Origin of the sequence: Burkholderia ubonensis (genome assembly GCF_902833085.1) — a bacterium.
Classification (GTDB): Bacteria; Pseudomonadota; Gammaproteobacteria; order Burkholderiales; family Burkholderiaceae; genus Burkholderia; species Burkholderia ubonensis.
This window is the reverse complement of record NZ_CADFEB010000009.1, coordinates 70,223-90,893: the sequence shown is the minus strand read 5'-3', so window position 1 is coordinate 90,893 and position 20,671 is coordinate 70,223. Positions and strand designations below refer to the sequence as shown.

The 20,671-nt window shown below is 65.0% G+C and carries 21 protein-coding genes and 1 pseudogene; 13 read left to right on the top strand and 9 right to left on the bottom strand.

Annotation, left to right across the window (positions count from 1 at the left end; all coding sequences use genetic code 11):
* Positions 1–20: 20 nt before the first annotated feature.
* Positions 21–485, bottom strand: a complete 465-nt coding sequence (locus HWX31_RS24620) for a hypothetical protein (protein ID WP_059653326.1) — start codon at positions 483–485, stop codon at positions 21–23.
* Positions 486–547: 62 nt separating this feature from the next.
* Complete coding sequence (locus tag HWX31_RS24615) at positions 548–1,765, bottom strand: DUF3734 domain-containing protein (protein ID WP_059610655.1); 1,218 nt, start codon at positions 1,763–1,765, stop codon at positions 548–550.
* Between the two features lie 92 nt (positions 1,766–1,857).
* On the opposite strand from HWX31_RS24615, the gene HWX31_RS24610 reads away from it, so the two are divergent.
* Positions 1,858–2,910 carry an RNA-guided endonuclease InsQ/TnpB family protein gene (locus tag HWX31_RS24610; protein WP_174960880.1) on the top strand — a complete coding sequence of 351 codons (1,053 nt, stop codon included), beginning with the start codon at positions 1,858–1,860 and terminating at the stop codon, positions 2,908–2,910.
* A gap of 13 nt (positions 2,911–2,923) precedes the next feature.
* Here HWX31_RS24610 and HWX31_RS24605 read toward each other — a convergent pair whose 3' ends face one another.
* Both HWX31_RS24605 and HWX31_RS24600 read right to left on the bottom strand, forming a co-directional pair.
* Positions 2,924–3,709: a 3-hydroxybutyrate dehydrogenase gene (locus tag HWX31_RS24605; RefSeq protein ID WP_174960752.1), complete on the bottom strand. Its 786-nt coding sequence runs from the start codon at positions 3,707–3,709 to the stop codon at positions 2,924–2,926.
* Positions 3,710–3,769: 60 nt separating this feature from the next.
* Positions 3,770–4,510 (bottom strand): acetoacetate decarboxylase, encoded by a 741-nt coding sequence (locus tag HWX31_RS24600; protein WP_059615360.1) that lies wholly within the window; start codon positions 4,508–4,510, stop codon positions 3,770–3,772.
* A 445-nt stretch (positions 4,511–4,955) separates the two neighbouring features.
* On the opposite strand from HWX31_RS24600, the gene HWX31_RS24595 reads away from it, so the two are divergent.
* Positions 4,956–5,537: an undecaprenyl-diphosphatase gene (locus HWX31_RS24595; protein ID WP_059615358.1), complete on the top strand. Its 582-nt coding sequence runs from the start codon at positions 4,956–4,958 to the stop codon at positions 5,535–5,537.
* A 24-nt stretch (positions 5,538–5,561) separates the two neighbouring features.
* Here the strand turns inward: HWX31_RS24595 and HWX31_RS24590 are convergent, their stop codons facing one another.
* The 4 genes and pseudogenes from HWX31_RS24590 to HWX31_RS35415 all read right to left on the bottom strand — a co-directional run.
* Positions 5,562–5,780 carry a hypothetical protein gene (locus HWX31_RS24590; RefSeq protein ID WP_059613710.1) on the bottom strand — a complete coding sequence of 73 codons (219 nt, stop codon included), beginning with the start codon at positions 5,778–5,780 and terminating at the stop codon, positions 5,562–5,564.
* A 196-nt stretch (positions 5,781–5,976) separates the two neighbouring features.
* Positions 5,977–6,792 carry a siderophore-interacting protein gene (locus HWX31_RS24585; RefSeq protein WP_174960750.1) on the bottom strand — a complete coding sequence of 272 codons (816 nt, stop codon included), beginning with the start codon at positions 6,790–6,792 and terminating at the stop codon, positions 5,977–5,979.
* A gap of 31 nt (positions 6,793–6,823) precedes the next feature.
* Positions 6,824–7,531 (bottom strand): PadR family transcriptional regulator, encoded by a 708-nt coding sequence (locus HWX31_RS24580; RefSeq protein ID WP_174960748.1) that lies wholly within the window; start codon positions 7,529–7,531, stop codon positions 6,824–6,826.
* Positions 7,532–7,615: 84 nt separating this feature from the next.
* Positions 7,616–8,032, bottom strand: a pseudogene (locus HWX31_RS35415) (IS21 family transposase); the annotation flags it as partial.
* 270 nt (positions 8,033–8,302) lie between these two features.
* Here HWX31_RS35415 and HWX31_RS24575 point away from each other — a divergent pair.
* On the top strand, positions 8,303–8,863 hold the full coding sequence (locus HWX31_RS24575) for a hypothetical protein (RefSeq protein ID WP_244143838.1): 561 nt from the start codon (positions 8,303–8,305) through the stop codon (positions 8,861–8,863).
* A 154-nt stretch (positions 8,864–9,017) separates the two neighbouring features.
* Here HWX31_RS24575 and HWX31_RS24570 read toward each other — a convergent pair whose 3' ends face one another.
* A complete protein-coding gene (locus HWX31_RS24570; RefSeq protein WP_174960744.1) occupies positions 9,018–10,028 on the bottom strand; it encodes an AraC family transcriptional regulator in 1,011 nt (336 codons plus the stop codon).
* 424 nt (positions 10,029–10,452) lie between these two features.
* Between HWX31_RS24570 and HWX31_RS24565 the strand changes: the two genes are divergently transcribed.
* The 10 genes from HWX31_RS24565 (at position 10,453) to HWX31_RS24520 (ending at position 20,668) form a co-directional block, all read left to right on the top strand.
* The gene (locus HWX31_RS24565) at positions 10,453–11,808 is read left to right on the top strand and encodes an MFS transporter (protein ID WP_174960742.1); all 1,356 of its coding nucleotides are present in this window, start codon (positions 10,453–10,455) and stop codon (positions 11,806–11,808) included.
* Positions 11,809–12,003: 195 nt separating this feature from the next.
* Positions 12,004–12,831 (top strand): alpha/beta hydrolase, encoded by an 828-nt coding sequence (locus HWX31_RS24560; RefSeq protein WP_174960740.1) that lies wholly within the window; start codon positions 12,004–12,006, stop codon positions 12,829–12,831.
* Positions 12,832–13,142: 311 nt separating this feature from the next.
* Positions 13,143–14,273, top strand: coding sequence for a trypsin-like peptidase domain-containing protein (locus tag HWX31_RS24555; RefSeq protein WP_174960738.1), 1,131 nt, complete (start codon positions 13,143–13,145; stop codon positions 14,271–14,273).
* 70 nt (positions 14,274–14,343) lie between these two features.
* Positions 14,344–15,471 carry a phosphoribosyltransferase domain-containing protein gene (locus tag HWX31_RS24550; protein WP_174960736.1) on the top strand — a complete coding sequence of 376 codons (1,128 nt, stop codon included), beginning with the start codon at positions 14,344–14,346 and terminating at the stop codon, positions 15,469–15,471.
* Complete coding sequence (locus HWX31_RS24545; RefSeq protein WP_174960734.1) at positions 15,461–16,219, top strand: HAD family hydrolase; 759 nt, start codon at positions 15,461–15,463, stop codon at positions 16,217–16,219. The genes HWX31_RS24550 and HWX31_RS24545 overlap by 11 nt, the downstream gene beginning before the upstream one ends.
* A complete protein-coding gene (locus tag HWX31_RS24540; RefSeq protein ID WP_174960732.1) occupies positions 16,212–17,309 on the top strand; it encodes a cysteine protease StiP family protein in 1,098 nt (365 codons plus the stop codon). The genes HWX31_RS24545 and HWX31_RS24540 overlap by 8 nt, the downstream gene beginning before the upstream one ends.
* The gene (locus tag HWX31_RS24535; protein WP_174960730.1) at positions 17,306–18,253 is read left to right on the top strand and encodes an HpcH/HpaI aldolase/citrate lyase family protein; all 948 of its coding nucleotides are present in this window, start codon (positions 17,306–17,308) and stop codon (positions 18,251–18,253) included. Before HWX31_RS24540 ends, HWX31_RS24535 begins: the two co-directional genes overlap by 4 nt.
* A 124-nt stretch (positions 18,254–18,377) precedes the next feature.
* Positions 18,378–18,971, top strand: a complete 594-nt coding sequence (locus tag HWX31_RS24530) for a TerD family protein (protein WP_174960728.1) — start codon at positions 18,378–18,380, stop codon at positions 18,969–18,971.
* The gene (locus HWX31_RS24525) at positions 18,968–20,170 is read left to right on the top strand and encodes a TerD family protein (RefSeq protein ID WP_174960726.1); all 1,203 of its coding nucleotides are present in this window, start codon (positions 18,968–18,970) and stop codon (positions 20,168–20,170) included. Before HWX31_RS24530 ends, HWX31_RS24525 begins: the two co-directional genes overlap by 4 nt.
* A gap of 48 nt (positions 20,171–20,218) precedes the next feature.
* The gene (locus HWX31_RS24520) at positions 20,219–20,668 is read left to right on the top strand and encodes a tellurite resistance TerB family protein (RefSeq protein ID WP_174960724.1); all 450 of its coding nucleotides are present in this window, start codon (positions 20,219–20,221) and stop codon (positions 20,666–20,668) included.
* The last annotated feature ends 3 nt before the right edge of the window (positions 20,669–20,671 follow it).

Below are 20,671 nucleotides of genomic sequence, written 5' to 3'. Positions count from 1 at the left end.
TCAGTGCCGCCCGCACCGGGTCACAGCCGGTTGTCCCGCGCCAGCATGAGCACGCGCGCCCAGCGCTGCGCGTCACGCTTGTCCGTCATCGGCAGCTTCCATTCGCCGCGCGCGGCATCGCGGACCTGCACGACGAGATGCCAGCGCCCGCCGATCGGTGCGGCCTGGCAGCCGTCGAGCTGCGACAGCGTATAGCGGCCGTCCGCGCCGTCGTGCGACAGCCACAGCAGCCCCTGCGTCGCGGACACGCGCAGTTCGCCCCACGCGCGATGCACGACATGGGTCCAGCCTTCTTCCTTCGTGTTCGGCGCGATGTCGCGGCGGCGTCGGACCCACCACACGACCAGCGCCGTCAGCAGCGCGGCGGCAAGCACCGCGGCGGCCACCGCGACCGGCTCGCCGAACCGCGCGGCGATCACGTGAAACGTATGAACCGCGCCCCATGCGAGAGCGATGAGCGCGAACAGGGCAATGAAAATCGGCATGTCGGATTCGGAAAGAGAAACGGACCGGCGCAGGCAGTGCGCCGGTCCGTCCGGGCACGACGTCACCGCCTGCGGTGAATGTCGTGCGTCACGAAGCCCGCGTCGTTGACGGGCAACGCGAGGCCGTCCTTGACGGCGAGCGTCTTGCGGATGTCGTCGAGCCCCGCGGCCCAGTGGTCGCGCATCGTCGACAGACCGAACTGGTAGTCCTTGTAGTGATGCTCGTACGCCTTCTGCTGATAGATCAGGTGCTGGATGTTGTATTTCTTCCCGCACGACATCGCTTCCGCCTCGATGCACCACGGATCGGTCTTGCGCTGCTCCTCCGGCACCATGTCGAGCACCTGGCGCAGCACGTTGCGATAGCGCTGTTCGCGCTGCAGCGTATCGGTGACGAAACGCGTGCGGCTCGAGTACTGGACGTCCTTCGTGCGCTCGGCGACGTCGGCCAGCGAGCGCGGCAGCGGCCCGCGCGCGCTCCACAGGTCGACCTGGAACGCGAGCGTGTCGCGGCGCGGGCGCGCGCGCAGCACTTCCATCAGCGGCGTGTTCGACACGACGCCGCCGTCCCAGTAGTACTCGCCTTCGATCTCGACCGGCGGGAACGCGGGCGGCAGCGCGCCGGACGCCATGAAGTGCTCCGGCTCGAGGCGGATGCGCGCGTTGTCGAAATAGACGAAGTTGCCGGTGCCGACGTTGACCGCGCCGACCGACACGCGGGTCTCGCCCGAGTTGATGCGGTCGAAGTCGCACAGCTTGAGCAGCGTCGAGCGCAACGCGGACGTGTCGTACCAGCTGACCTTGTCCGGATGATCGGACACGCCCGGCAGAGGCGGCGGGAAGCGCGGCGCGAAGAAGCCCCGCTGGCCCTGCATCATCGCGCTCGCGGCTTGCGATGCGGTGAAGAACGTGCGGATCTGGTCGATGCTGTTGAACAGCGCGAACTCGAATGCCGCGGGGACCGCCGGAAAGAACGCCGGCTGGCAGATCGTTTCCCAGAACTGACGCAGCCGCTCGACGCGATGCTCGGGCGCATTGCCCGCGATCAGCGCGGTGTTGAGCGCGCCGATCGAGATGCCCGCGATCCAGTCGAGCGGAATGCCCGCTTCGTGCAAGCCTTCGAACACGCCGGCCTGATAGGCGCCGAGCGCGCCGCCGCCCTGCAGCACGAGTGCGATCGTCTCGTAGGGAAGCGTGCGGGCGGCGACCGGCGCGCCGGCCTCGTGATGCAGGTCCGCCGCATCGACGGCCTGCCTTTCGGTGCGGGCGTGCGGTTTCACCATACTTTGCTCCGAGAAACCCCGCCATTGATGGCGGGAAGGAAAGGAGTGCGCTTGACAGGCAGCTTCTTCCACGAGTTAGGATGGCCGGCATGATCCTTGTCTATCGCTACCGGGTGAAGTCGCTCAACGGACTCCTTAATCAGCAGAGCCGAGCGGTGAACTACGTGTGGAACTTCTGCAATGACACGCAGAAGCACGCGCTCAAGTGGCGCAAGACGTGGCCGACGGGTTTCGACCTGAACGTGCTGACGACCGGCAGCAGCAAGGCACTCGGCATCCATTCCGGCACGGTCAACGCGACGTGCGAGCGGTACGCGAAGTCGCGCAGCCAGCACCGCCGTCCTTACCTGCGCTATCGCGGCCGGAAATCGCTGGGCTGGGTGCCGCTGAAGGGCCGCGACCTGAAGCGCGAAGGCGATGCGTTTCGCTTTGCCGGCAATACCTTCCGTGTGTTCAATAGTCGCCCGCTTCCTGAAGGCAAGATCAAGGAAGGCACCAACTTCGCGCAGGATGCGCGCGGCAACTGGTTCCTCAACATCGTGATCGAGATACCCGATGTTCCGGCGCGCCCGATCCGTTCCGGCGTCGGCATCGATCTCGGCCTGAAAGACTTCGCCACACTTTCGACCGGCGAGAAGCTGCCGAATGACCGGTTCGGCCGACGCGCGGCCGACAAGCTCGCGACAGCGCAACGGGCGCGCAAGCACAAGCGGCATATCGCGAAGCTGCATGCCAAGGTGGCGAATGCCCGCGCCGATTTCCAGCACAAGCTCGCACTCGATCTGGTGCGGCGCTTCGATTACATCGCGGTCGGCAACGTGTCGGCCGCGAAACTCGCCAGAACCAGGATGGCGAAAAGCGTCTACGACGCAGCCTGGTCGTCCTTCCGGGACAAGCTCCGTTACAAGGCGATCGCGCACGGAGCCACGTTCGAGGAAGTGGACGAAAGCGGTTCGACCCAGTCCTGTTCGGCGTGCGGATCGAAAGACAGCACGACGCGGCCGAAAGGTATCGCGGGACTGAGAATAAGAGAGTGGACCTGCAGTGGCTGTGGTGTCGTGCATGATCGAGATACCAACGCTGCGTTGAACATTCTCCGACGCGGACGTGCATCGCCAGTCGTGGGAATTGCCCGCCTTTAGGCGGGCGGGGACGTCAATGCATGTACCACCCGTGGCTGACAATGAACGACTGGCCGGTCAGCGCGGCGCTCGGGAACGCCGACAGGAACAGCACCGTCTGCGCGACGTCCTGCACCGTCGTGAACACGCCGTCGACCGTGTTGCCGAGCATCACCTTCTTCACCACTTCGTCTTCGCTGATCCCGAGTTCCTTCGCCTGCTCCGGAATCTGCTTGTCGACGAGCGGCGTGCGCACGAAGCCCGGGCACACGACGTGCGAGCGCACGTTGTGCTTCGCGCCTTCCTTCGCCAGCACGCGCGCAAGCCCCAGCAGCCCGTGCTTCGCGGTCACGTAGGCCGACTTCAGCGGCGACGCCTCGTGCGAGTGCACCGAGCCCATGTAGATCACGACGCCGCCGCGATCGTCCTTGTACATGTGCTTGAGCGCCGCCTTGGTGGTCAGGAACGCGCCGTCGACGTGGATCGCCTGCATCTTCTTCCAGTCGGCAAACGAATAGTTCTCGATCGGGTTGACGATCTGGATGCCCGCGTTCGACACGAGGATGTCGACCGAGCCGAACGTTTCGGCCACCTTGTCGATGCCGCTGTTGACGGCGTCCTCGTTCGTCACGTCCATCGCGACGCCGATCGCCTTGCCGCCCGCCTGCTTGATTTCCTCGGCCACGGCGTTCGCGCCGTCCTGGTTCAGGTCGGCGATCGCCACCGCCGCGCCCGCCTTCGCCAGCTCCAGTGCGATTTCCTTGCCGATGCCGCTTGCGGCGCCGGTGACGACTGCGGTCTTGCCATTCAGATTGCTCATGTTCGGGATTCCGTAATCAAGGGTGAAAAAGGTGCAAGGGGTGGAAAAGGACGGCGGAAGTTACTGCGCGAGGTAATCGTAGACGACTTCGCCGAGCCCGAGCGTCAGATCCGCGACGATATGCCGGGCCTCGACGATCTCGAGCACCGGCAGGTCGGCGACCGGCGCGAGCGCATGCGGCGACAGCTCGAGCGAGGCCGGGCCGGTCCATGCGCCTTTCATCTGGATATCCTGCATGTAGTAGCGCACCAGCTCGCAGACGCGCGCCGTGCCGTCGACATGCGGAATGATCTTCAGCAGGAAATTGGGGCTGGCAAGGCGCTTGGCCTGCTCGGCGATGTCGAGCTCGCGGTGCTTGTAGCCCATCGTGCCCGTCGCGACGCGCACCTTGCCGTAGTCGAGCGTGCCGAGGATGTGATCGGTGTTCACTTGCAGCGTGGGCGACGCGAGCTTCTTCGGGAAGCCCCACAGCTCGCGGCCGCCGGCGATCGGCGGATGGTCGTCGAGGTACATCGCGAGCGTGTAGCTGCCCGGCTGGCCGTTGTATTCGACGGGGATCACCTGGCCGCTTTCGGTGTAATCGCCGAAGCCGGTGGAGTCGGCCATGCGAATGAATTCGTAATGCACGAGCGGCTCGGTGACCTGCAGGGGTTCAGGCACGATTTCGCGCAGACGGTCCGGATCGGTGCGATACGTGATGATCAGAAACTCACGATCGACGAAACGGTAAGGGCCCATCGGGAAGGCAGGGCTGGTCAACGGCATCGCAAACGCTTTCGATCGGACATCGCTGGGTTTCATGCGGACTCCTTGTTGTTGATCGGCTTCGTTGATGAGTGCACGTAATCGTATGCCTGCGCGCCGTCGTTGTGCGATGCCGCAACTGGAATAAATTGTTGCACGAATCGATGAATTGACTACGCAAATGTTGATGCGAACGGCGCAAATAGCCCGATGGGCGCTCAGCGCACCGATCATCGCGGGTGTCGATGACGCCGCGATGTGACCGAAGGTGAGCTTTTTCGGGGTGCAAGGTGAGTCTTTACGGGAAACGCTCTGCGCGAAATATTTCAATTGTGTGAACTTGTGTTGCAAAGCACGCTCTAAGCGCGTCCTTGCGGCCGGATGGCCGGGCATCGCCCGTCGCGATGCCGGCCCTCGTTAAGCATTGCTTAAGCGAGCCGCTCTTAGCATCGGACGTGACCGGATGACCGGTCGCGCATTCCCGCCCCACGTCTCCCGATACATGCAGAACCTCAATCTCACCCTTTTTTCCGCGATCAATGCCGGCACGGCGCCGCAACCGGGCGTCGCGAAGCTCGCGATCTTTGCCGCCGACTGGCTCGTTTATGCGATTCCGGCGATGGTGCTGCTGACCTGGCTGTTCGGCGTGCGCACGACGCGGCGCCAGGCCATCGAAGCCGGCGTCGGCGCGTGCGTGGCGCTCGCGCTTGCACAGGTGCTGTCGCATTTCTGGTTCTCGCCGCGGCCGTTCATGGCCGGCGTCGGCACGCAGTTGATCCCGCATGCGCCGGACGGCTCGTTTCCGAGCGATCACATGACGTTCGTCTGGAGCGTGGCGGTCGGCATGCTGCTCGGCGGCGCGACGCGCGTGACGGGCCTCGTGATGGCGGCGATGGCCGCCGCGATCGCGTGGGGGCGGATCTATGTCGGCGTCCATTGGCCGTTCGACATGGCGGGCGGCGTGCTGGTCGGCACCGCAGGCGCGCTGGCCGCGCACCTGTATGCGCGACCCGTCACGGCGATGCTCGAACGCATCGGCGAGTCGGTGCATGCGGTGGTGATGGGGCGTCTGCACACGCCGTAACCGGGAAGGATCGGGCCGGGGCGGTCAGCCCGGCGTTCTGGCCGATTCGGCCGCCGCCGGGGCAGCGCCGCCGTGCAGCTCGGCCGTGTCTGCCGGCTGCCGCGCGGCGTCGCGCTCGAGCGCGCTTTCGTTGAGGATCGCGCACATCGCGACGAACAGCGCAAGCGCGACGGCCGCGAGGCCGCAATAGCCGGCAATTTTCAGGTGACGAAGGAAAGGCGCAGCATGGTTTTCATTTGTCATGACCGGGCGCTCCTGGGGCGGACAGCGTCGACTGCCTGACGGCGGCGTCGCAGACGTAGGTATATACCAGCCGCCGCGCCAATGCCAGGCTGTCCGCGCGCCGGACGCCGGAACGCTTGTGTCGGGAGTCCGAATTTCGGGAGCCCGTCGCCGGATGCCCGTATGCCGGCTGCCCGTCGCCGGCTGCCCGTATGCGTCAGTCGTCGAGCGATTCGTGCACCGCGCTCGCGCCGCGCTTCCAGTAAGCCGCCGCACGAATCCGCGCCTTGTCGACGCCCCGCTCGCCGGTCAGATGCTGCCGTACCGCGCGCATCGCGAGCGCTTCGCCGGCCGCCCACACGTAGCCATCGCCCGTCGGCAGCGGCAGGTCGCGGACGGCGTCCAGTAGCGCGTCGCCGCCGGCCTGCGCTTCGTCGCGGAAACGCCAGATCTCATGCAGTTCCGCGCGCGTGTCGAATGCGATTTGCGCGCGGGGGTCCGCGACTTCCAGCACGACCGCCGCGTGAGAGCCCGCGGGCAGCTCTTCCAGGCGTCGGGCGACGGCCGGCAGCGCGGTGTCGTCGCCGATCAGCAGATGCCAGTCGAAACCGGTCGGCACGACGAACGAACCGCGCGGGCCGCCGATGGCGAGCCATTGGCCGACGCGCGCCTGCGCGGCCCACTGCGACGCCGGGCCCGGGTGGTTCAGCACGAATTCCAGATCCAGTTCGCACTTCGTACGATCGAAGCGCCGCGGCGTGAAGTCGCGCGCGACGGGCTTCGGCTCACCGTCGGGGAACACGGGGCCGTCCGGGCCCAGGCACGGCAGTGCGGGGCGTTCGGCGCCGGGCGGCGGCAGGAACACCTTCACGTGATCGTCGAACGACGCCGATTCGAAATCCGCGAGATCGGGGCCGCTCAGCGTGACGCGCAGCAGGTGCGGCGTCACCGCGTGAAGGCGCACGACCTGCAGCAGGCGGAACTTGAGGGGGTGACGCACGCGCGTCACGGTGAGGTCGGGGTTGTGTTGCATCAATCTGCGCTCCTTGCTGAAACGATGCGGCTTACTCGCCGGTGCGGCCTTCGATGTCGGCGGTCGCGCGCCGCAGGATCGCGGCGATGCGGCGCTGCTCGTCGGCGGACGCGCCGCTCCTGTGCAGCAGCGCATGCTTCAGCGCGACGCGCGCCTCGACGAACTCCGGCAGCCAGCCGCCGTGCGACTCGTCCGTCGTTTCGCCGGCCGTTTCGCCGGCGAACGCGCGGCGCATGAATTCCATCTTGCGCGCGAGATGGGTGAGGCGTGCGAACAGCATGTCGATGCGTTCGCGCTGCGCGTCGAGGTGCGCGCGGCCGGCGTCGGTGAGCGCGTAGGGCTTGCGGTTGCCCTCCGCCTGCGACGCGACGAAGCCGACCTCCTCCAGGTAGGTCAGCGCCGGGTAGACCATGCCGGGGCTCGGGCTGTAGAAGCCGTTCGAGCGCGTGTCGAGCGCCTTGATCAGCTCGTAGCCGTGGCTCGGCTGGTCGGCGAGGAGCGCCAGCAGCATCAATTGCAGGTCGTCGGCGCTGAACTGGCGGCCGCGCGGCATCGCGTCGTCGCCGCCGAATCCCCCGAAACCGCCGGGGCCGCCGCCAAAGGGCCCGCCGCCGCCGAACGGATCGCGGCCGCGGCGATGGCGGCCGATCGCGTGCCATAAACCGGTGAACCAGGCCGGGGCGGATTGCGCACCGTACCCGTCGCAACGGGCGTGGCCGCGGAAGTGACTGTGTCGCATGATCGAGTCCTATATGTCGAAAAACATATCTAAAGATATATATCGAAAGATAGGAAGTCAATGCGGAATATTTGGGGTTGGATGGGCTGGACTTGCCGCGAGCTTTACGTGCGCTACGTCAATTCGCCAACGCAACCCGCAGATGAAGACGTATTCGCAGCTCCAGTCAAACGGGAATGCGTCCCCATATTCGAATGACTTAGGCACGAACGCACCGCGTTGAGGACTTTCATCCCGCTCCTGCTCCTCGTACATCTGCGTTGCTGTCCGCCGATCCCGTTTCGGCCGACGTGTGTCTGCAATCAATCACTGACGCAGTTGTTCTGCCTACGCGTCGATGACGCTTTTGCTGGCGCGTTTCGGATACTTTTGCTCGCCTGTCGATGGCCCTCGAAGCCATCGCCGGATCGTGTTTCCGGACAGCCCTGTACGTCGAGAAATGTCCCGGAGAGAGACGCCATCGCGGATGGTGCATCCGCCGGTGAGATTGCCCCCGAAAATCGAGTTCCTTTACGCCATTGAGGGCACGAAACGCAGTGTGCTCGACAAACCAGAACGCGCCGGCTATGGATACGACCCGTGCTGGCCGGCGCACAAGAGGCGCACCTCCCAGCGGGCTACATTGCTGCCATCGAACGGGTCGAGTCAATCGAAGACACCGATTCGGCTAGAGTCGCGAGAGAAGGCGGCATATACCAGGACAAAGTCGCACAGCGAGGATGATCGTTCGCTATGCTGCCGGTGACAACGCACCTATTCCATCCGATACACATGAGCACAACTGCACGGACCATTCTCAAAGCCATTCTGAGCATCCCCATTGCCTTTGGGCTCGCCTATCCCCTTATCTATCCCACGGAAGACGGAGGCGTTCTCAGCGAAATAGAGATGCTTGGGACAGTCGGTGGCATCGTCGTCATCGCAGTTTTCCTGGCTCTGGTCTATGCCTACGCGAGCGACCTCAGGACCACCCTGAAATCGGTCAACCGAGGATCGCGTGTGGCCGAACCCAACAGCGTCTGGTTTATGTTCCTCTTGCCATACAACTTCATCGAGGACTTCTTCATTATTTCCAACGTTGCGAAGTCCCTGGAGGCGGAGTCTCGTATCAATCCGGCTCTGTCGGGTTTGCGCTCGTTCGGCCGGATCAGCGGCATCGGGTGGTGTCTTGCTCAGGTTCTTTCGTTAATACCCGATACCATTGGCTACATCGCCAGCGGAGTTGCGGTTTTCCTCTGGGTTTGGCACTGGATGTTTGTGCGCCGAGCGAACAAGATGCTCGCCGGCAGCCAGGTCCATGTGGCTACTCTACCTGGACGGACAGGATCGTAGCCCTCCTTGGAAGCCAGATCGCGTACCTCTGCACATCCCGAAGCGTAAGACCGACAATGCCAGGATTCGGATGAGAGGCAGCCCTGCCCTACAGGTCTGATCGCACTGCGACGATCTGCTCTGCACTGAAGCGTTTGCGTTTCATCGTTCACATCTAGCGCTTCGCGCGCGTGTCCGACGGCCGTTCGTTGAACGCTTTCCGGTAGTCCGTGGCGAACTGCCCGAGATGCGCGAATCCCCAGCGCGTCGCGATATCGGTGACCGAGGCCGTTTCATCCGGATCCTGCAGCGCCATTCTCACGCGCCGCAGACGCACGTCCTTCAGATGACGCATGACGCCGACATCGCGCCATTGCTGGAATGCACGGTGCAGCGTGCGGACGCTGCAATGCGATGCCGTCGCGATGTCGGTCAGCGTCAGCGGTCGCTCAGCGTGTTCCTCGATGAACGCGACCGCGCGTCTCACGCAGGCGGATGCAATGCCGCCTTCCGCAGGCAGCGCATCGGTCAGCTGTTCGCCGACCAGGCTCATCAGCAGGATTTCTTCCGCCCGCGGGAGTTGCATCGCTCTGAGCGCGGCCGGCGTGTCGGGATCGAGCAACTGCCTGACCAGTTGAACCGACGCGAGCCAGCGGTCGCGACGCGGCGCATCGAACAGCGCCGGCACGGGAAGCGCGGCCGGCGGCTCGCGCCCCGCGATGCTGCGCCAGATGTCCGCGATGCGGCCCGCGTCGATGCGCACGCCGAGTTGCACGTTGTCCGCGCTATAGCGGAATGCCGACCGCGCATTCGACGCGACGAGCACCGTCGATCCGGTGCCGCCCACCTGTTCGACCCGGCCGCTCCGGGCTTCCGAGTGTCCCGCGAGCGTGGTGAGCACGAGCGCGAAATCGCCGCAGATCTCGGGCTGGATCGAAATGTCGGTGCCGTATGCGAACCACGTCAGCGCCATGCCGTTGCCGTCGAGCTTGAACATCGTGACGGGCATCGTGCGGCGTTCGCCAGCCGTGAACCGATATGGACGATAGATGCGGCCGATCCTGGTGCGTGCGTGCTCCAGATCGTCGGACTGGAACAGCAGCGCGCCACGCGGAATATCACTACCGGGCAAGAGCGGCGGGAAATGCAACGTCGGCGGGGGTGGACAGGGAAGGTGGCCGTTCATCATCGGGCTCCTGGTAGCGGGCCGCTCGTTGTCACGGACAACGAAAAATGGCGCTTTTCTGATACTGGCGGCGCAACCGCGATAGTCACCCGCAAATGTTCCGGGAATGATGGGACCGTGTGCGACGCTCGGTCGCGGCGAGCGACCCGGATGCCCGGACAGGGCTCAACGCCAAAAGCATTGAGCATTATACGGATTCCCCCTTGGCACGTGCCCCGCCCGCGATACATCCGCCCTTCCGCGGCCCGCCGAGACGGCGAACGTGACGACGCGCCGGTGCCGGAAAGCGTCGCGTTTTCAATACCCGCATTCAAAACAAGAAAGCTATCCGTGGGCCTTTAAAAAGGTCGTCGGAAACGCCGGTTTGTCGAAGCCCGCGTTCCTGCGATGACAAGGTCCTGCGAGACAAAAGGAGATGATGTTCATGCGTCAGATCAATCTGCATGCGCTGGCCGACGGCGCCAGGCTCGGTCCCTTGCATTACATGGTTCTTTTCTGGTGCGCGTTGATTATCGTGTGCGACGGGTACGATCTGGCCGTTGCCGGGATCGCCTTGCCTTCGATCATGAAGGAGATGGGCGTCAATCCGGCGAAGGCCGGCTTCATGATGAGTTCCGCGCTATTCGGCATGATGTTCGGCAACATCGTGTTTGGCACGATTGCGGACCGGATGGGCCGCCGACGGGCCATCGCCGTCTGCCTGACGCTGTTCAGCGTCTTCACCGCCGCCGCCGGATTGGCGACGACGCCCTTCCTGTTCGGCGCCGCCCGCTTCATGGCGGGTGTCGGCATCGGGGGCGTGATGCCGAATGTCATTGCCCATATGACGGAGTACGCACCGCGGCGGATTCGCAACACGATGGTCGCGGTGATGTTCAGCGGCTATTCGATCGGCGGCATGCTGGCCGCGATGATGGGCAAGGAAATGATCGAGCATTGCGGGTGGCAATCCGTGTTCATCGCCGCGGGTGTGCCGGTGTTGCTGGTCCCGTTGATCCTGAAATGGATGCCCGAGTCGATGCCGTTCCTGATCGAGCGCGACAGGAAGGAGGAGTTGGCGTACATCGCCGGGAAACTCGATCCGACTTACCAACCGGAGCCGGGCGACCAATATCGCGTGCCGAGCGCAGACAAGGTCGACAGTGCGCCGGTTCGGCATCTGTTTGCCGACGGCCGGGGATTCAGCACGATCATGTTCTGGATCGCTTGCTTCATGTGCCTGTTCATGGTGTATGCGCTCAGCTCGTGGCTGACCAAATTGATGGCGAACGCCGGGCACAGCCTCGGTTCCGCACTGACCTTCGTGCTGGTTCTGAATTTCGGGGCGGTGATGGGCGCCATCGGTGGCGGCTGGCTTGCGGATACGTTCCAGGCCAAGCGAGTGCTGGTCCTGATGTATCTGCTTGCCGCGGCGTCGATCACGATGCTCGGCTACGACGTGCCGACCGTGTGGTCGTTCGTACTGGTCGGGCTTGCCGGCGCCACGACCATCGGAACCCAGATCGTCAACTGCGCGTATGCCAGCCAGTTCTATCCGATGGCGATCCGTTCGACCGGAGTCGGCTGGACGCTGGGTGTCGGTCGTGGCGGCGCCATTCTTGCGCCGATTGTGATCGGCATCCTGGTGGAATTCGGACTGTCGCTCGAGCAGAACTTCATGGCGATTGGCTTGCCCGCGCTCGTCGCCGCCATTGCGGTTGGCCTGATTGATCATCGACGTTCGGCATCGCGTGAGGCGCACTCGGCAACCGGAGGCGGCACGCAGGCGTCGCAGGGTTGATCGACCTTGCCGCATCGGAAATTGCGCACGCGGAACGTAACGAAGGGCGCGCGGGTCTTCGGCAAATGATGGCGCGTTTTCGATACGGATGGCGCCGCTGCGATAGTCCGGGGGCGAGCATTCGTGGAACCATGGCTGATGCGTGCCGCGCAGCCGGCACGTCCGTCTATCCTGTAAGCCGATGAGGACACGAACATGACGACGCTCTATCGCGGCATGAACCGCGCAGCGCTCGACGCTGCTTACAACAACGTCGAGGCCATTCCCGATTTCCCGGCCGTTCTGGCCGATTTTCAGGCGCGCAGCGCCCAGCTATACGAGCAGGCATCGTGCCGCCGTGACCTTCGCTATGGCGACAGCCCGCGCGAACGATACGACTGGATCGCATGCGGGCAGCCCGCTGCACCGACGCTCGTATTTATCCACGGCGGCTATTGGCAGAATTGCGCGAAGGAAGACTTTGCGTTCATCGCAAGCGGCCCGCTCGCGAACGGGTTCAATGTCGTGCTTGCCGAGTACACGCTGGCGCCCGACGCTTCGATGACGCAGATTGTCGGTGAGATCGGCCGCTTGCTCGATCACCTTGCCGCTGATCGCGACGCGCTCGGGACGAGGGGGCGTCCGCTCGTGCTGTGCGGCCATTCGGCCGGCGGCCACCTGACTGCGATGTATCGCGGGCATCCGGTTGTGACGAGCGCGCTGCCGATCAGTGCGCTCGTCGATCTGGAGCCGATCAGCCTGTCATGGCTCAACGACAAACTGAAGTTGTCGGCCCGGGAGATCGATGAATTCAGCCCGTTGAGACATATCGGAAAGGGTGTGCCGACGATGGTCGCGGTCGGCGGCGCGGAATTGCCGGAACTCGTGCGGCAGTCGGACGAATATGCGGCCGCGTGTGCGGCCGCCGGAGAGGCGGTCGAATTGCTCCACGTACCGGGCTGCACGCACTTTTCGGTACTCGAGACACTCGCGCGTCGCGACGGGTGCCTGGCGCAGGCGCTCGTGACGGTCGCAGGGCGGTGATGCCGGCTGGTGGACGTGGTCTCCCACGGCAGGTCGCTTGATATCGTTTTTCTTCAACAATTTCAGATTGGTGATGACTGCGTGAGCAGTTCAAACGTTATGGCCTGCCCGCCGAATTTTTCTATTTTTTGAGCCGGGCAATTTCCTGATTCGGGGTTCACGGCAGACCAGCGTCGCCATATAGCCGGATCCATCAAGACGGGTTCGTCCCTTGTCTTACAAAACGCCTTAAGTTTGATACCATACCGCCAATATTTGTATGGCGGCTGTATTGTTTCTGTATGGGTTCGGACTCAAGGAGCGAAGCAGGAATGATGGTGCTGGCGCCTGGCGCAAACACCGCTTTAGGGGCACCTCAATGTTCCTGGACGCTGGAATGCGCGAACACCTCGGCCTTCGGGGAATATGCTGCAGTCGCTCTAATCCCGGTTGACGACAAGCGTCAGCCCAAGGGGGACGCGGCCCTGTTCCAGGTCGAACGAGGCTGGATGGAATGGAGCGGCAGCCAGGAGAGAATCGGCTGCCGCCTGAACCTTTCCGCACTTCCGGCCGGCGCGGACCGCGTACTCGTCGTCGTGTACACCTTCTCGGCCATCGGCCCGGTGCGCGAGCTCCGCTCCCTTCGCCTGCAGGTCGACGACCAGATCGAGTTCAGCCTGAACCTCTCCGAGAACGGCGAATCGGCGATCATCATCGGCGAGTTCTACTGCCGTAACCAGCAGTGGAAGTTCCGCGCGCTGGCCGAAGGCTCTGCCTACGGACTCTCCGCCCTCGGCCGCAGGATCGGGCTGGCTGTCGACGACGCCCATCCCGATCGGCGTCCACGCTCCTCCGATTCGTGTCGCGCTGCCAGCGGCACCGGCTTCGCCATCAGCGCGACGCACATCCTCACCTGTGCGCATGTCATCGAGGACATGCAGGAAATCCATATCGCTTCCCTCGAGGGCCGACATCGCGCGGAGCCCGTGGTGGTGGACCGCCGCAACGACCTGGCGCTGCTGCGCGTCCAGGGGGCGCCCGTCTTCAAGCAAGTCTTCTTCAGGGACGGCACGGGCTGCGACCTCGGCGAGCAGGTGGTCGCGATGGGCTTCCCGCTGGCCGGCCTGACCGGCGGGGGCGTGCAGGTCACGCAGGGTGGTGTCTCCGCGCTGTTCGGCCTGCACAACGACGCCAGCCTGCTGCAGTTCACGGCCCCGATCCAGCCCGGATCGAGCGGCAGCCCGCTGTTCGATACGTCCGGTGCGGTCGTGGGGATGGTCACCTCGACGGTGCCGGATGCCCAGAACATGAATTTCGCGGTGAAGGCCGGCCTCGCGCTGGCCTTCCTGGATGCCTGCGGCGTCGTCGCCTCCAGAACCCCGTCAGGCAAGACCTTCACGACAGCCCAGATATCCCGCGAGGCCCAGCAATTTCTATGGCGCATCGAGGCGCGGAATCCATAGAAGCACTTTGACTCGAGTCCCAAGGAAGCGGCGTCGGGTTCGCCACCTCGCGCCAATCTAGGAAGCAGCTATGGAAAGCCATGTCGTACCCGTGTCCCTCCGCGCGCAGCTGATGCGGGGACTGCTCGAAGTCAACGTCGACGATGCCGTGCTGCCTCCGTCCGCCCTGTTCGGCTTCGCCGAGCGCCGTAACCCCAAGCGGGCCTTCCTGTTCGTGTCCAAGGTCCTGGGCCGGCACATACCGGTTAGCCCGTTCGTCATGTCCGCCAGCTTCGAGAGCCTGGCGGCGGAGATCCCGGCGGACCTGCCGGGCCCGGTGCTCGTGATCGGCATGGCGGAAACCGCCGTCGGGCTCGGCGCCGGCGTGCACCGTGCATTGAGCGCAACGCGGCCCGATACGGTCTACCTGGTCAGCACCCGCCATCCGCTCGGCACCGAACTCTTCGCGCGATTCGACGAAGAGCATAGCCACGCCAGCGCCCATCTGATCCACATGCCGGTCGAGGCCGAAGTCCGGGAGATGATGCTCGAGGCCAGATCGCTGGTGCTGGTGGACGATGAAGCCTCCACGGGCAAGACCTTCGTCAACCTGCATCGCGCGCTGGTGGAGGCCGGCCTGACGAAGATCGAGCGGGTCGTCACCTGCGTCCTGACCGACTGGTCCGCGGGGGCCGTCGGCAAGGCCATCGGCGAATCGGCCACGTCGGTGTCGCTGATGAAGGGTTCCTACCGGTTTCATGAAGACCCGTCCGCGCCGCTGCCGGTCATGCCGGACGTGGGCGCGGTGTCCGTCGGGGAATGGCGGCTCTGCCCTCGGAACGACTGGGGACGCCTGGGCGTGCGCAACGTGGAAGACACCCTCGCGCCGGACCTTCAGGCCGCTCCGGGCGAGAAGATCATCGTGATCGGCACCGGCGAATTCGTGTGGCGGCCCTTCCTGCTGGCGGAGCGCCTGAAGCGCGCCGGCGCGGATGTCTACTTCAGCTCCACCACCCGTTCCCCCATCGCCCTGGGCCACGCGATCGAGCACGCGCTTTCGTTCCCGGACAACTACGGCCTCGGCATCCCGAACTTCCTCTACAACGTGAAGCCCGGCCAGTTCGACCGGGTGCTGATCTGCACCGAAACCCCTGCGCAGGCGCTGCCCGCCGAGCTGGTCGAGACCCTGGGCGCGGAGGTCATCGTCGATGAGCAGTAAGCGTCCGCTGGTGCTCGTCGATCTCGACGACACCCTGTTCCAGACCGCACGCAAGATGCAGGAAGGCACCCCGCGCACCCCGGCAACCGTCGATGTCGACGGCCAGCCAAACGGCTACATGACTCCGGTGCAGCAGGCTTTCGTCAACTGGCTGCTGGCATCGGCCGACGTCGTTCCGGTCACCGCGCGCAGCGTCGAGGCCTACCGCCGCGTGAAGCTGCCGTTCACGCACGGCGCAATCTGCTCCCACGGGGGCGTGATCCTGCGCGCTGACGGCACGCTCGATCAGGACTGGCACGGCCAGATGGCGGATGCGCTCCGGGCTTTCCAGGATCGTCTGCCGGCGCTGAGCGAAACCACGCTGCGGATCGGGCGGGAGCTTGGCCTTTCCCTGCGCGGCTGGGTTGTGGCTGAGCATGGGCTGTGTCACTACGTGGTGACCAAGCACAACGAATCGGACGACGCCGTGCTTTCCACGGTGCTCGCAGAAGTTCAGGCCCGAGGGCTGCTGGACGCCATGCACATCCATACCAACGGCAACAATCTGGCCTTCCTGCCCGACGGGCTGGCCAAGCGACTGGCCGCTCGGGAATGGCTGCGCCGCGACCGCGAACGCAACGGCGAACGCCCGGTGCTGGGCTTTGGCGACAGCATCACCGACCTCGGGTTCATGGACCTCTGCCACATGTGGGCCACGCCGGCCCGGAGCCAGTTGGCGAAGGCAGCGGAGGGCCTGATCCATGCGTGATCCTTTCGCCTCCCTCATGACCGTCGGCAGCGGCAGCTATGCCCCGGACGACGTGCATTTCCTGCTGCAGCGCATGCAGATGCAGGTGACGGACGTTCGGGAGAAGGAGCGTCTGATCCAGACGAACCGCAAGCACTACTCCGAGATGATCAGCATGGAGCATGCGCCGACCGAGCTGCACCAGCGCCTCTATGCGCGCGCCCTGGCGCAGAACGGCAAGCGCATGGCCGCTGACGTGCAGTCGCTGGCGCTGGCCTTGAATGCCGCCTATGCCGGCGCGAGCATCGCGCTCGTCTCCTTCGTGCGCGCCGGACTGCCGCTTGGCGTCCTGCTGCGCCGCGCTCTGGCGGCGATGGGGCGCAACGCGCGCCACTACGGCGTCAGCATCATCCGCGACCGCGGCATAGACACGATTGCCCTAGAAGCGATCATCCGTCTCCACGGTGCGGAGAACATCGTTTTCGTGGATGGCTGGACCGGCAAGGGCGCGATTTCCGGCGAACTCGCGCGCGCGCTCGGCGCGGACCAGCGCTTCCCGGAAGATCCGCGCCTCGTCGTGCTGGCGGACCCGTGCGGCCGTGCGTGGCTGGCAGCGTCGGCAGAAGACTGGGTGATTCCGTCCGGCATTCTGGGCGCCACTGTATCCGGCCTCGTATCGCGTTCCATCTGGCCGGCGCAAGGCGGTCTGCATGGCTGCGTGGTGTACGACCATCTGCATGAGCACGACGTCACCCGCGACTTCATCGAGCAGATCGAGACCGCGCGTTGCGCATTGGGCGAGGTGCCGCAGGCGTCGCCGTGGACTGCCGATCAGCGCCTGAAGCTGCAGGCGGAGGCCGACAGCGTGGTGCATTCGCTCGCGGCGCGCTTCGGGATCGCCAACCTGAACCGCGTGAAGCCCGGCATCGCCGAGGCGACGCGCGCCGTCCTTCGCCGCGTGCCCGACCGCGTCCTGGTCCGTGATCGTGGCGACAGCGACGTGCAGTTGCTGATGCACCTCGCCGAGCGCGCCGGCGTGACCGTCGAAGAAGCGGGTTCGGTCCTGGGCCCGTACCGTGCAGTGACGCTCATCCGGAGTGCGAACGAATGAAAGCCATTTCGCCGTTCGCCCTCGGGGCGACCCTGTACATGCCGGCCACCCGCAGCGACATTCTGGAAGTGGTCTTCGGCCGCAAGCTCCCCGAGCTTCGCTCGCTCGTGGTGTGCCTGGAAGACGCCGTGGCGGAGATCGATGTCGAGCACGCGCTGGGGAACCTGCAGGCGCTGCTCACGCAGATCGACGCTCGCGGCGGACGTCCTGCGGAAGGTCCGCTCGTGTTCGTCCGGCCCCGCGACGTGGGCATGGCGGCCGTGCTGAACGACTGGCCGTTGATGAAGCACGTGGACGGCTTCGTGGTGCCGAAGCTGACCTTGAAGCGCCTGGGCGCCTGGGAGAAAGCGGTCAGCAACCCGGACCTGCTCCTCATGCCCACGCTCGAGACGGCCGACGTCTACAACCCGGGTGCAATGGTGGAGCTGGGCCAGGCGCTGAAAGCCAGCCTGAACGAACGCATCATCGCGCTGCGGATCGGCGGCAACGACCTCATGGGCTGCCTTGGGCTGCGCCGCAACCCGGCCAGGACGCTCTACGACACCCCGATGAGCTATGTGATCCCGATGCTGGCCGGTGTCATGGGCGCGCAAGGTTTTTCGCTGACCGCGCCGGTGTTCGAGCAGCTCGCCACGCCGACACTCCTGCAAGCCGAACTGGAGCTGGACATCTGTCACGGACTGGTGGGCAAGACGGCCATTCACCCGCGCCAGATCAGTCTCATCCAGGACACGCTTCGCGTCGGCCTGGAGGATCTCAACGCCGCCAGGCTGATCGTCGATCAGGGCGCGCAGGCCGTGTTCAAGCACAACGACGCGATGTGCGAACCCGCCACCCATCACAAGTGGGCAGCCAACATCCTCGAGCGCGCCAAATGGCTTGGGGTCAGGCCTGCCGAGGCCGGCGGCGGCGAGCCCAGCATCCGCCTGGCGGAGGCCAACTGATGCCGGCGACATTTTCATTCCGGGCGGCGGCGGGCCCGCCCGCGGCTCAAGAAATCGGGCGCCGGGAGAGCGCCTCGACCTCTCGATCCCGACCGAACACCGAAGATCAACAAGGAGCGTAATCATGGCACTCACCCTGAGCAAGAATCAGAGCATCTCGCTGGAGAAAACGGCCGGCACCGGCCTGAGCAACGTCAGCCTGGGCCTGGGCTGGGACCCCGTGAAGCCCAGCGGCTTCCTCGCCAGGATGCTGGGCGGCGGTAACGACTCGATCGACCTCGATGCTTCGTGCATCGTTCTGGATGGCGACTACGCGCCCATCGACGTCGTCTGGTTCCGCCAGCTGGAATCGAAGGATGGCTCGATCGAACACTCCGGCGACAACCTGACCGGCGACGGCGATGGCGATGACGAAACCATCTTCGTGGACCTGCAGCGCCTGCCGGCCAAGGCGACGCATCTGGTCTTCACGGTGAACAGCTTCCGCGGCCAGACCTTCGATCAGGTCGAGAACGCGTACTGCCGCATCCTGAACGAAACCAGCAACACGGAGCTCGCGCGCTTCAACCTGGCCGAGAAAGGCCGTCATACCGGCGTGGTGATGGCCAGCCTGAGCCGTGCGAGCGGCGGCTGGGAGTTCAAGGCGATCGGCCAGTCCACCAATGGCCGCACCGCCGAAGACCTCGTCAACCTGGCCGTTCAGGCGGTGCGCGCATGACCACGCTGCTGCCTGGCGGCAATGCGCCGGTCGCCACCGGCCAACTTCGCGTCGACATCAACTACGCGCCGATCCCGGGCGCCGATATCGACATCTCCGCATTCGCGCTGACCACCACGGGCAAAGTCCGTGGCGACGGCGACATGTGCTTCTACGGGCAGACCAGCATCCTGGGCGGGGCCGTCCAACTGACCGGCAGCGCCGCGGGTCGCGCCGAGTTCACGCTGGACCTCGGCCGTCTCGACCCCGCGGTCGAGAAGGTTGCGTTGACCGCAACCATCTACGAGAACAAGGCCGCCTTCGACCGCGTGTCGACCCTGGCGCTGGCCGTCACCGGCGGCATCGAGGCCCAGATTCCGACCGGCGGCATGAGCGAGACGGCGCTGATCCTCGGCGAGTTCTATCTCCGTCAGGGCGCCTGGAAATTCCGCTGCGTCGGTCAAGGCTTCGCGGGCGGCCTGGAGCCGCTGGCCAAGCACTTCGGCGTCGACATTGCCGCGCCGGCGCCGGCTTCCGCGCCGGGGCCGGCCCCTGCCGCTGCGCCGGCCCCGGCCCCTGTTCCTCCGGCGCCGCCGAAATCGACGGTCAGCCTGAGCAAGGTCACGCTGGACAAGACGCGCTCCAGCATCAGCCTGGACAAGCCGGCAGCCGGTTTCGGCGAGATCAAGGTGAACCTGAACTGGAACCGCGGCAGCGGCAACGGCGGTGGCCTGCTGGGCGGCATCTTCGGCAAGAGCAATTCCGTCGACCTCGACGTCGGCTGCCTGTTCGAACTGCAGGACGGCTACAAGGGCGTCGTCCAGGCACTCGGCAACGCCTTCGGCAACCTGAATGACGAGCCTTACATCCAGCTCATGGGTGACGACCGCACCGGCTCCGTCGCGGGCGGCGAATGGCTGCACATCAACGGCAGGCAGTGGAGCGAGATCAAGCGGATCCTGGTCTTCGCGTTCATCTACGAAGGTGCCCCCAACTGGAAGGCGACCGACGGCGTGGTGACCGTTTTCGTGCCCGGCCAGCCCGAGATCGAGGTGCGGCTGAACGAGGAAGGCGGCCGCCACGGCATGTGCGCGATCGCGCTGCTGGAAAACGTGGGCGGCGCGGTCAAGGTCACCCGCCAGGTCGACTTCCACCGTGGGCATGACGATATGGACCGTGCCTACGGATGGGGGATGCGCTGGCGCGCCGGCTCCAAGTAACGAGATATCCGGCGGGGCCGAGGCGCCCCGCCCAACGAGGAGGAAACCATGCTCGAGTGGCTGAAAACCAACGCGGCGAAAGCGCGCGAAACCTTGACGACGGAAGTCGCCAAGTTCAAGAACCGGACCTTCATGGAAGCGGTGGCCAATGGCTGCGCGCTGATCGCCGCGGCCGACGGCGTGATCCAGTCCGAGGAGAAGATGAAGATGGTCGGCTTCATCAACAACTCCCCGGAGCTGAAGGTCTTCAACCTGACCGATGTGATCAAGGTCTTCACCGACGCCTGCGCGAAGTTCGAATTCGACTTTCAGATCGGCCAGGCCGAGGCGCTGAAGGTCATCAGCAAGATCAAGGGCAAGGACGGCGAAGCGCGCCTGCTGGTGCGGGTGTGCATTGCCATCGGCGGCTCGGACGGCAACTTCGACGACAAGGAGAAGGCTGCCTGTCGTTTGATCTGCCTGGAACTGGGCCTGAACCCGGCAGATTTCGAGCTCTGACGC

Coding starts and splice junctions, on each gene's coding strand:
- HWX31_RS24620 (WP_059653326.1), bottom strand. CDS start 485: ATGCCGATTTTCATTGCCCTGTTCGCGCTCATCGCTCTCGCATGGGGC.
- HWX31_RS24610 (WP_174960880.1), top strand. CDS start 1,858: ATGATCCTTGTCTATCGCTACCGGGTGAAGTCGCTCAACGGACTCCTT.
- HWX31_RS24605 (WP_174960752.1), bottom strand. CDS start 3,709: ATGAGCAATCTGAATGGCAAGACCGCAGTCGTCACCGGCGCCGCAAGC.
- HWX31_RS24600 (WP_059615360.1), bottom strand. CDS start 4,510: ATGAAACCCAGCGATGTCCGATCGAAAGCGTTTGCGATGCCGTTGACC.
- HWX31_RS24595 (WP_059615358.1), top strand. CDS start 4,956: ATGCAGAACCTCAATCTCACCCTTTTTTCCGCGATCAATGCCGGCACG.
- HWX31_RS24590 (WP_059613710.1), bottom strand. CDS start 5,780: ATGACAAATGAAAACCATGCTGCGCCTTTCCTTCGTCACCTGAAAATT.
- HWX31_RS24585 (WP_174960750.1), bottom strand. CDS start 6,792: ATGCAACACAACCCCGACCTCACCGTGACGCGCGTGCGTCACCCCCTC.
- HWX31_RS24580 (WP_174960748.1), bottom strand. CDS start 7,531: ATGCGACACAGTCACTTCCGCGGCCACGCCCGTTGCGACGGGTACGGT.
- HWX31_RS24575 (WP_244143838.1), top strand. CDS start 8,303: ATGAGCACAACTGCACGGACCATTCTCAAAGCCATTCTGAGCATCCCC.
- HWX31_RS24570 (WP_174960744.1), bottom strand. CDS start 10,028: ATGAACGGCCACCTTCCCTGTCCACCCCCGCCGACGTTGCATTTCCCG.
- HWX31_RS24565 (WP_174960742.1), top strand. CDS start 10,453: ATGCGTCAGATCAATCTGCATGCGCTGGCCGACGGCGCCAGGCTCGGT.
- HWX31_RS24560 (WP_174960740.1), top strand. CDS start 12,004: ATGACGACGCTCTATCGCGGCATGAACCGCGCAGCGCTCGACGCTGCT.
- HWX31_RS24555 (WP_174960738.1), top strand. CDS start 13,143: ATGATGGTGCTGGCGCCTGGCGCAAACACCGCTTTAGGGGCACCTCAA.
- HWX31_RS24550 (WP_174960736.1), top strand. CDS start 14,344: ATGGAAAGCCATGTCGTACCCGTGTCCCTCCGCGCGCAGCTGATGCGG.
- HWX31_RS24545 (WP_174960734.1), top strand. CDS start 15,461: ATGAGCAGTAAGCGTCCGCTGGTGCTCGTCGATCTCGACGACACCCTG.
- HWX31_RS24540 (WP_174960732.1), top strand. CDS start 16,212: ATGCGTGATCCTTTCGCCTCCCTCATGACCGTCGGCAGCGGCAGCTAT.
- HWX31_RS24535 (WP_174960730.1), top strand. CDS start 17,306: ATGAAAGCCATTTCGCCGTTCGCCCTCGGGGCGACCCTGTACATGCCG.
- HWX31_RS24530 (WP_174960728.1), top strand. CDS start 18,378: ATGGCACTCACCCTGAGCAAGAATCAGAGCATCTCGCTGGAGAAAACG.
- HWX31_RS24525 (WP_174960726.1), top strand. CDS start 18,968: ATGACCACGCTGCTGCCTGGCGGCAATGCGCCGGTCGCCACCGGCCAA.
- HWX31_RS24520 (WP_174960724.1), top strand. CDS start 20,219: ATGCTCGAGTGGCTGAAAACCAACGCGGCGAAAGCGCGCGAAACCTTG.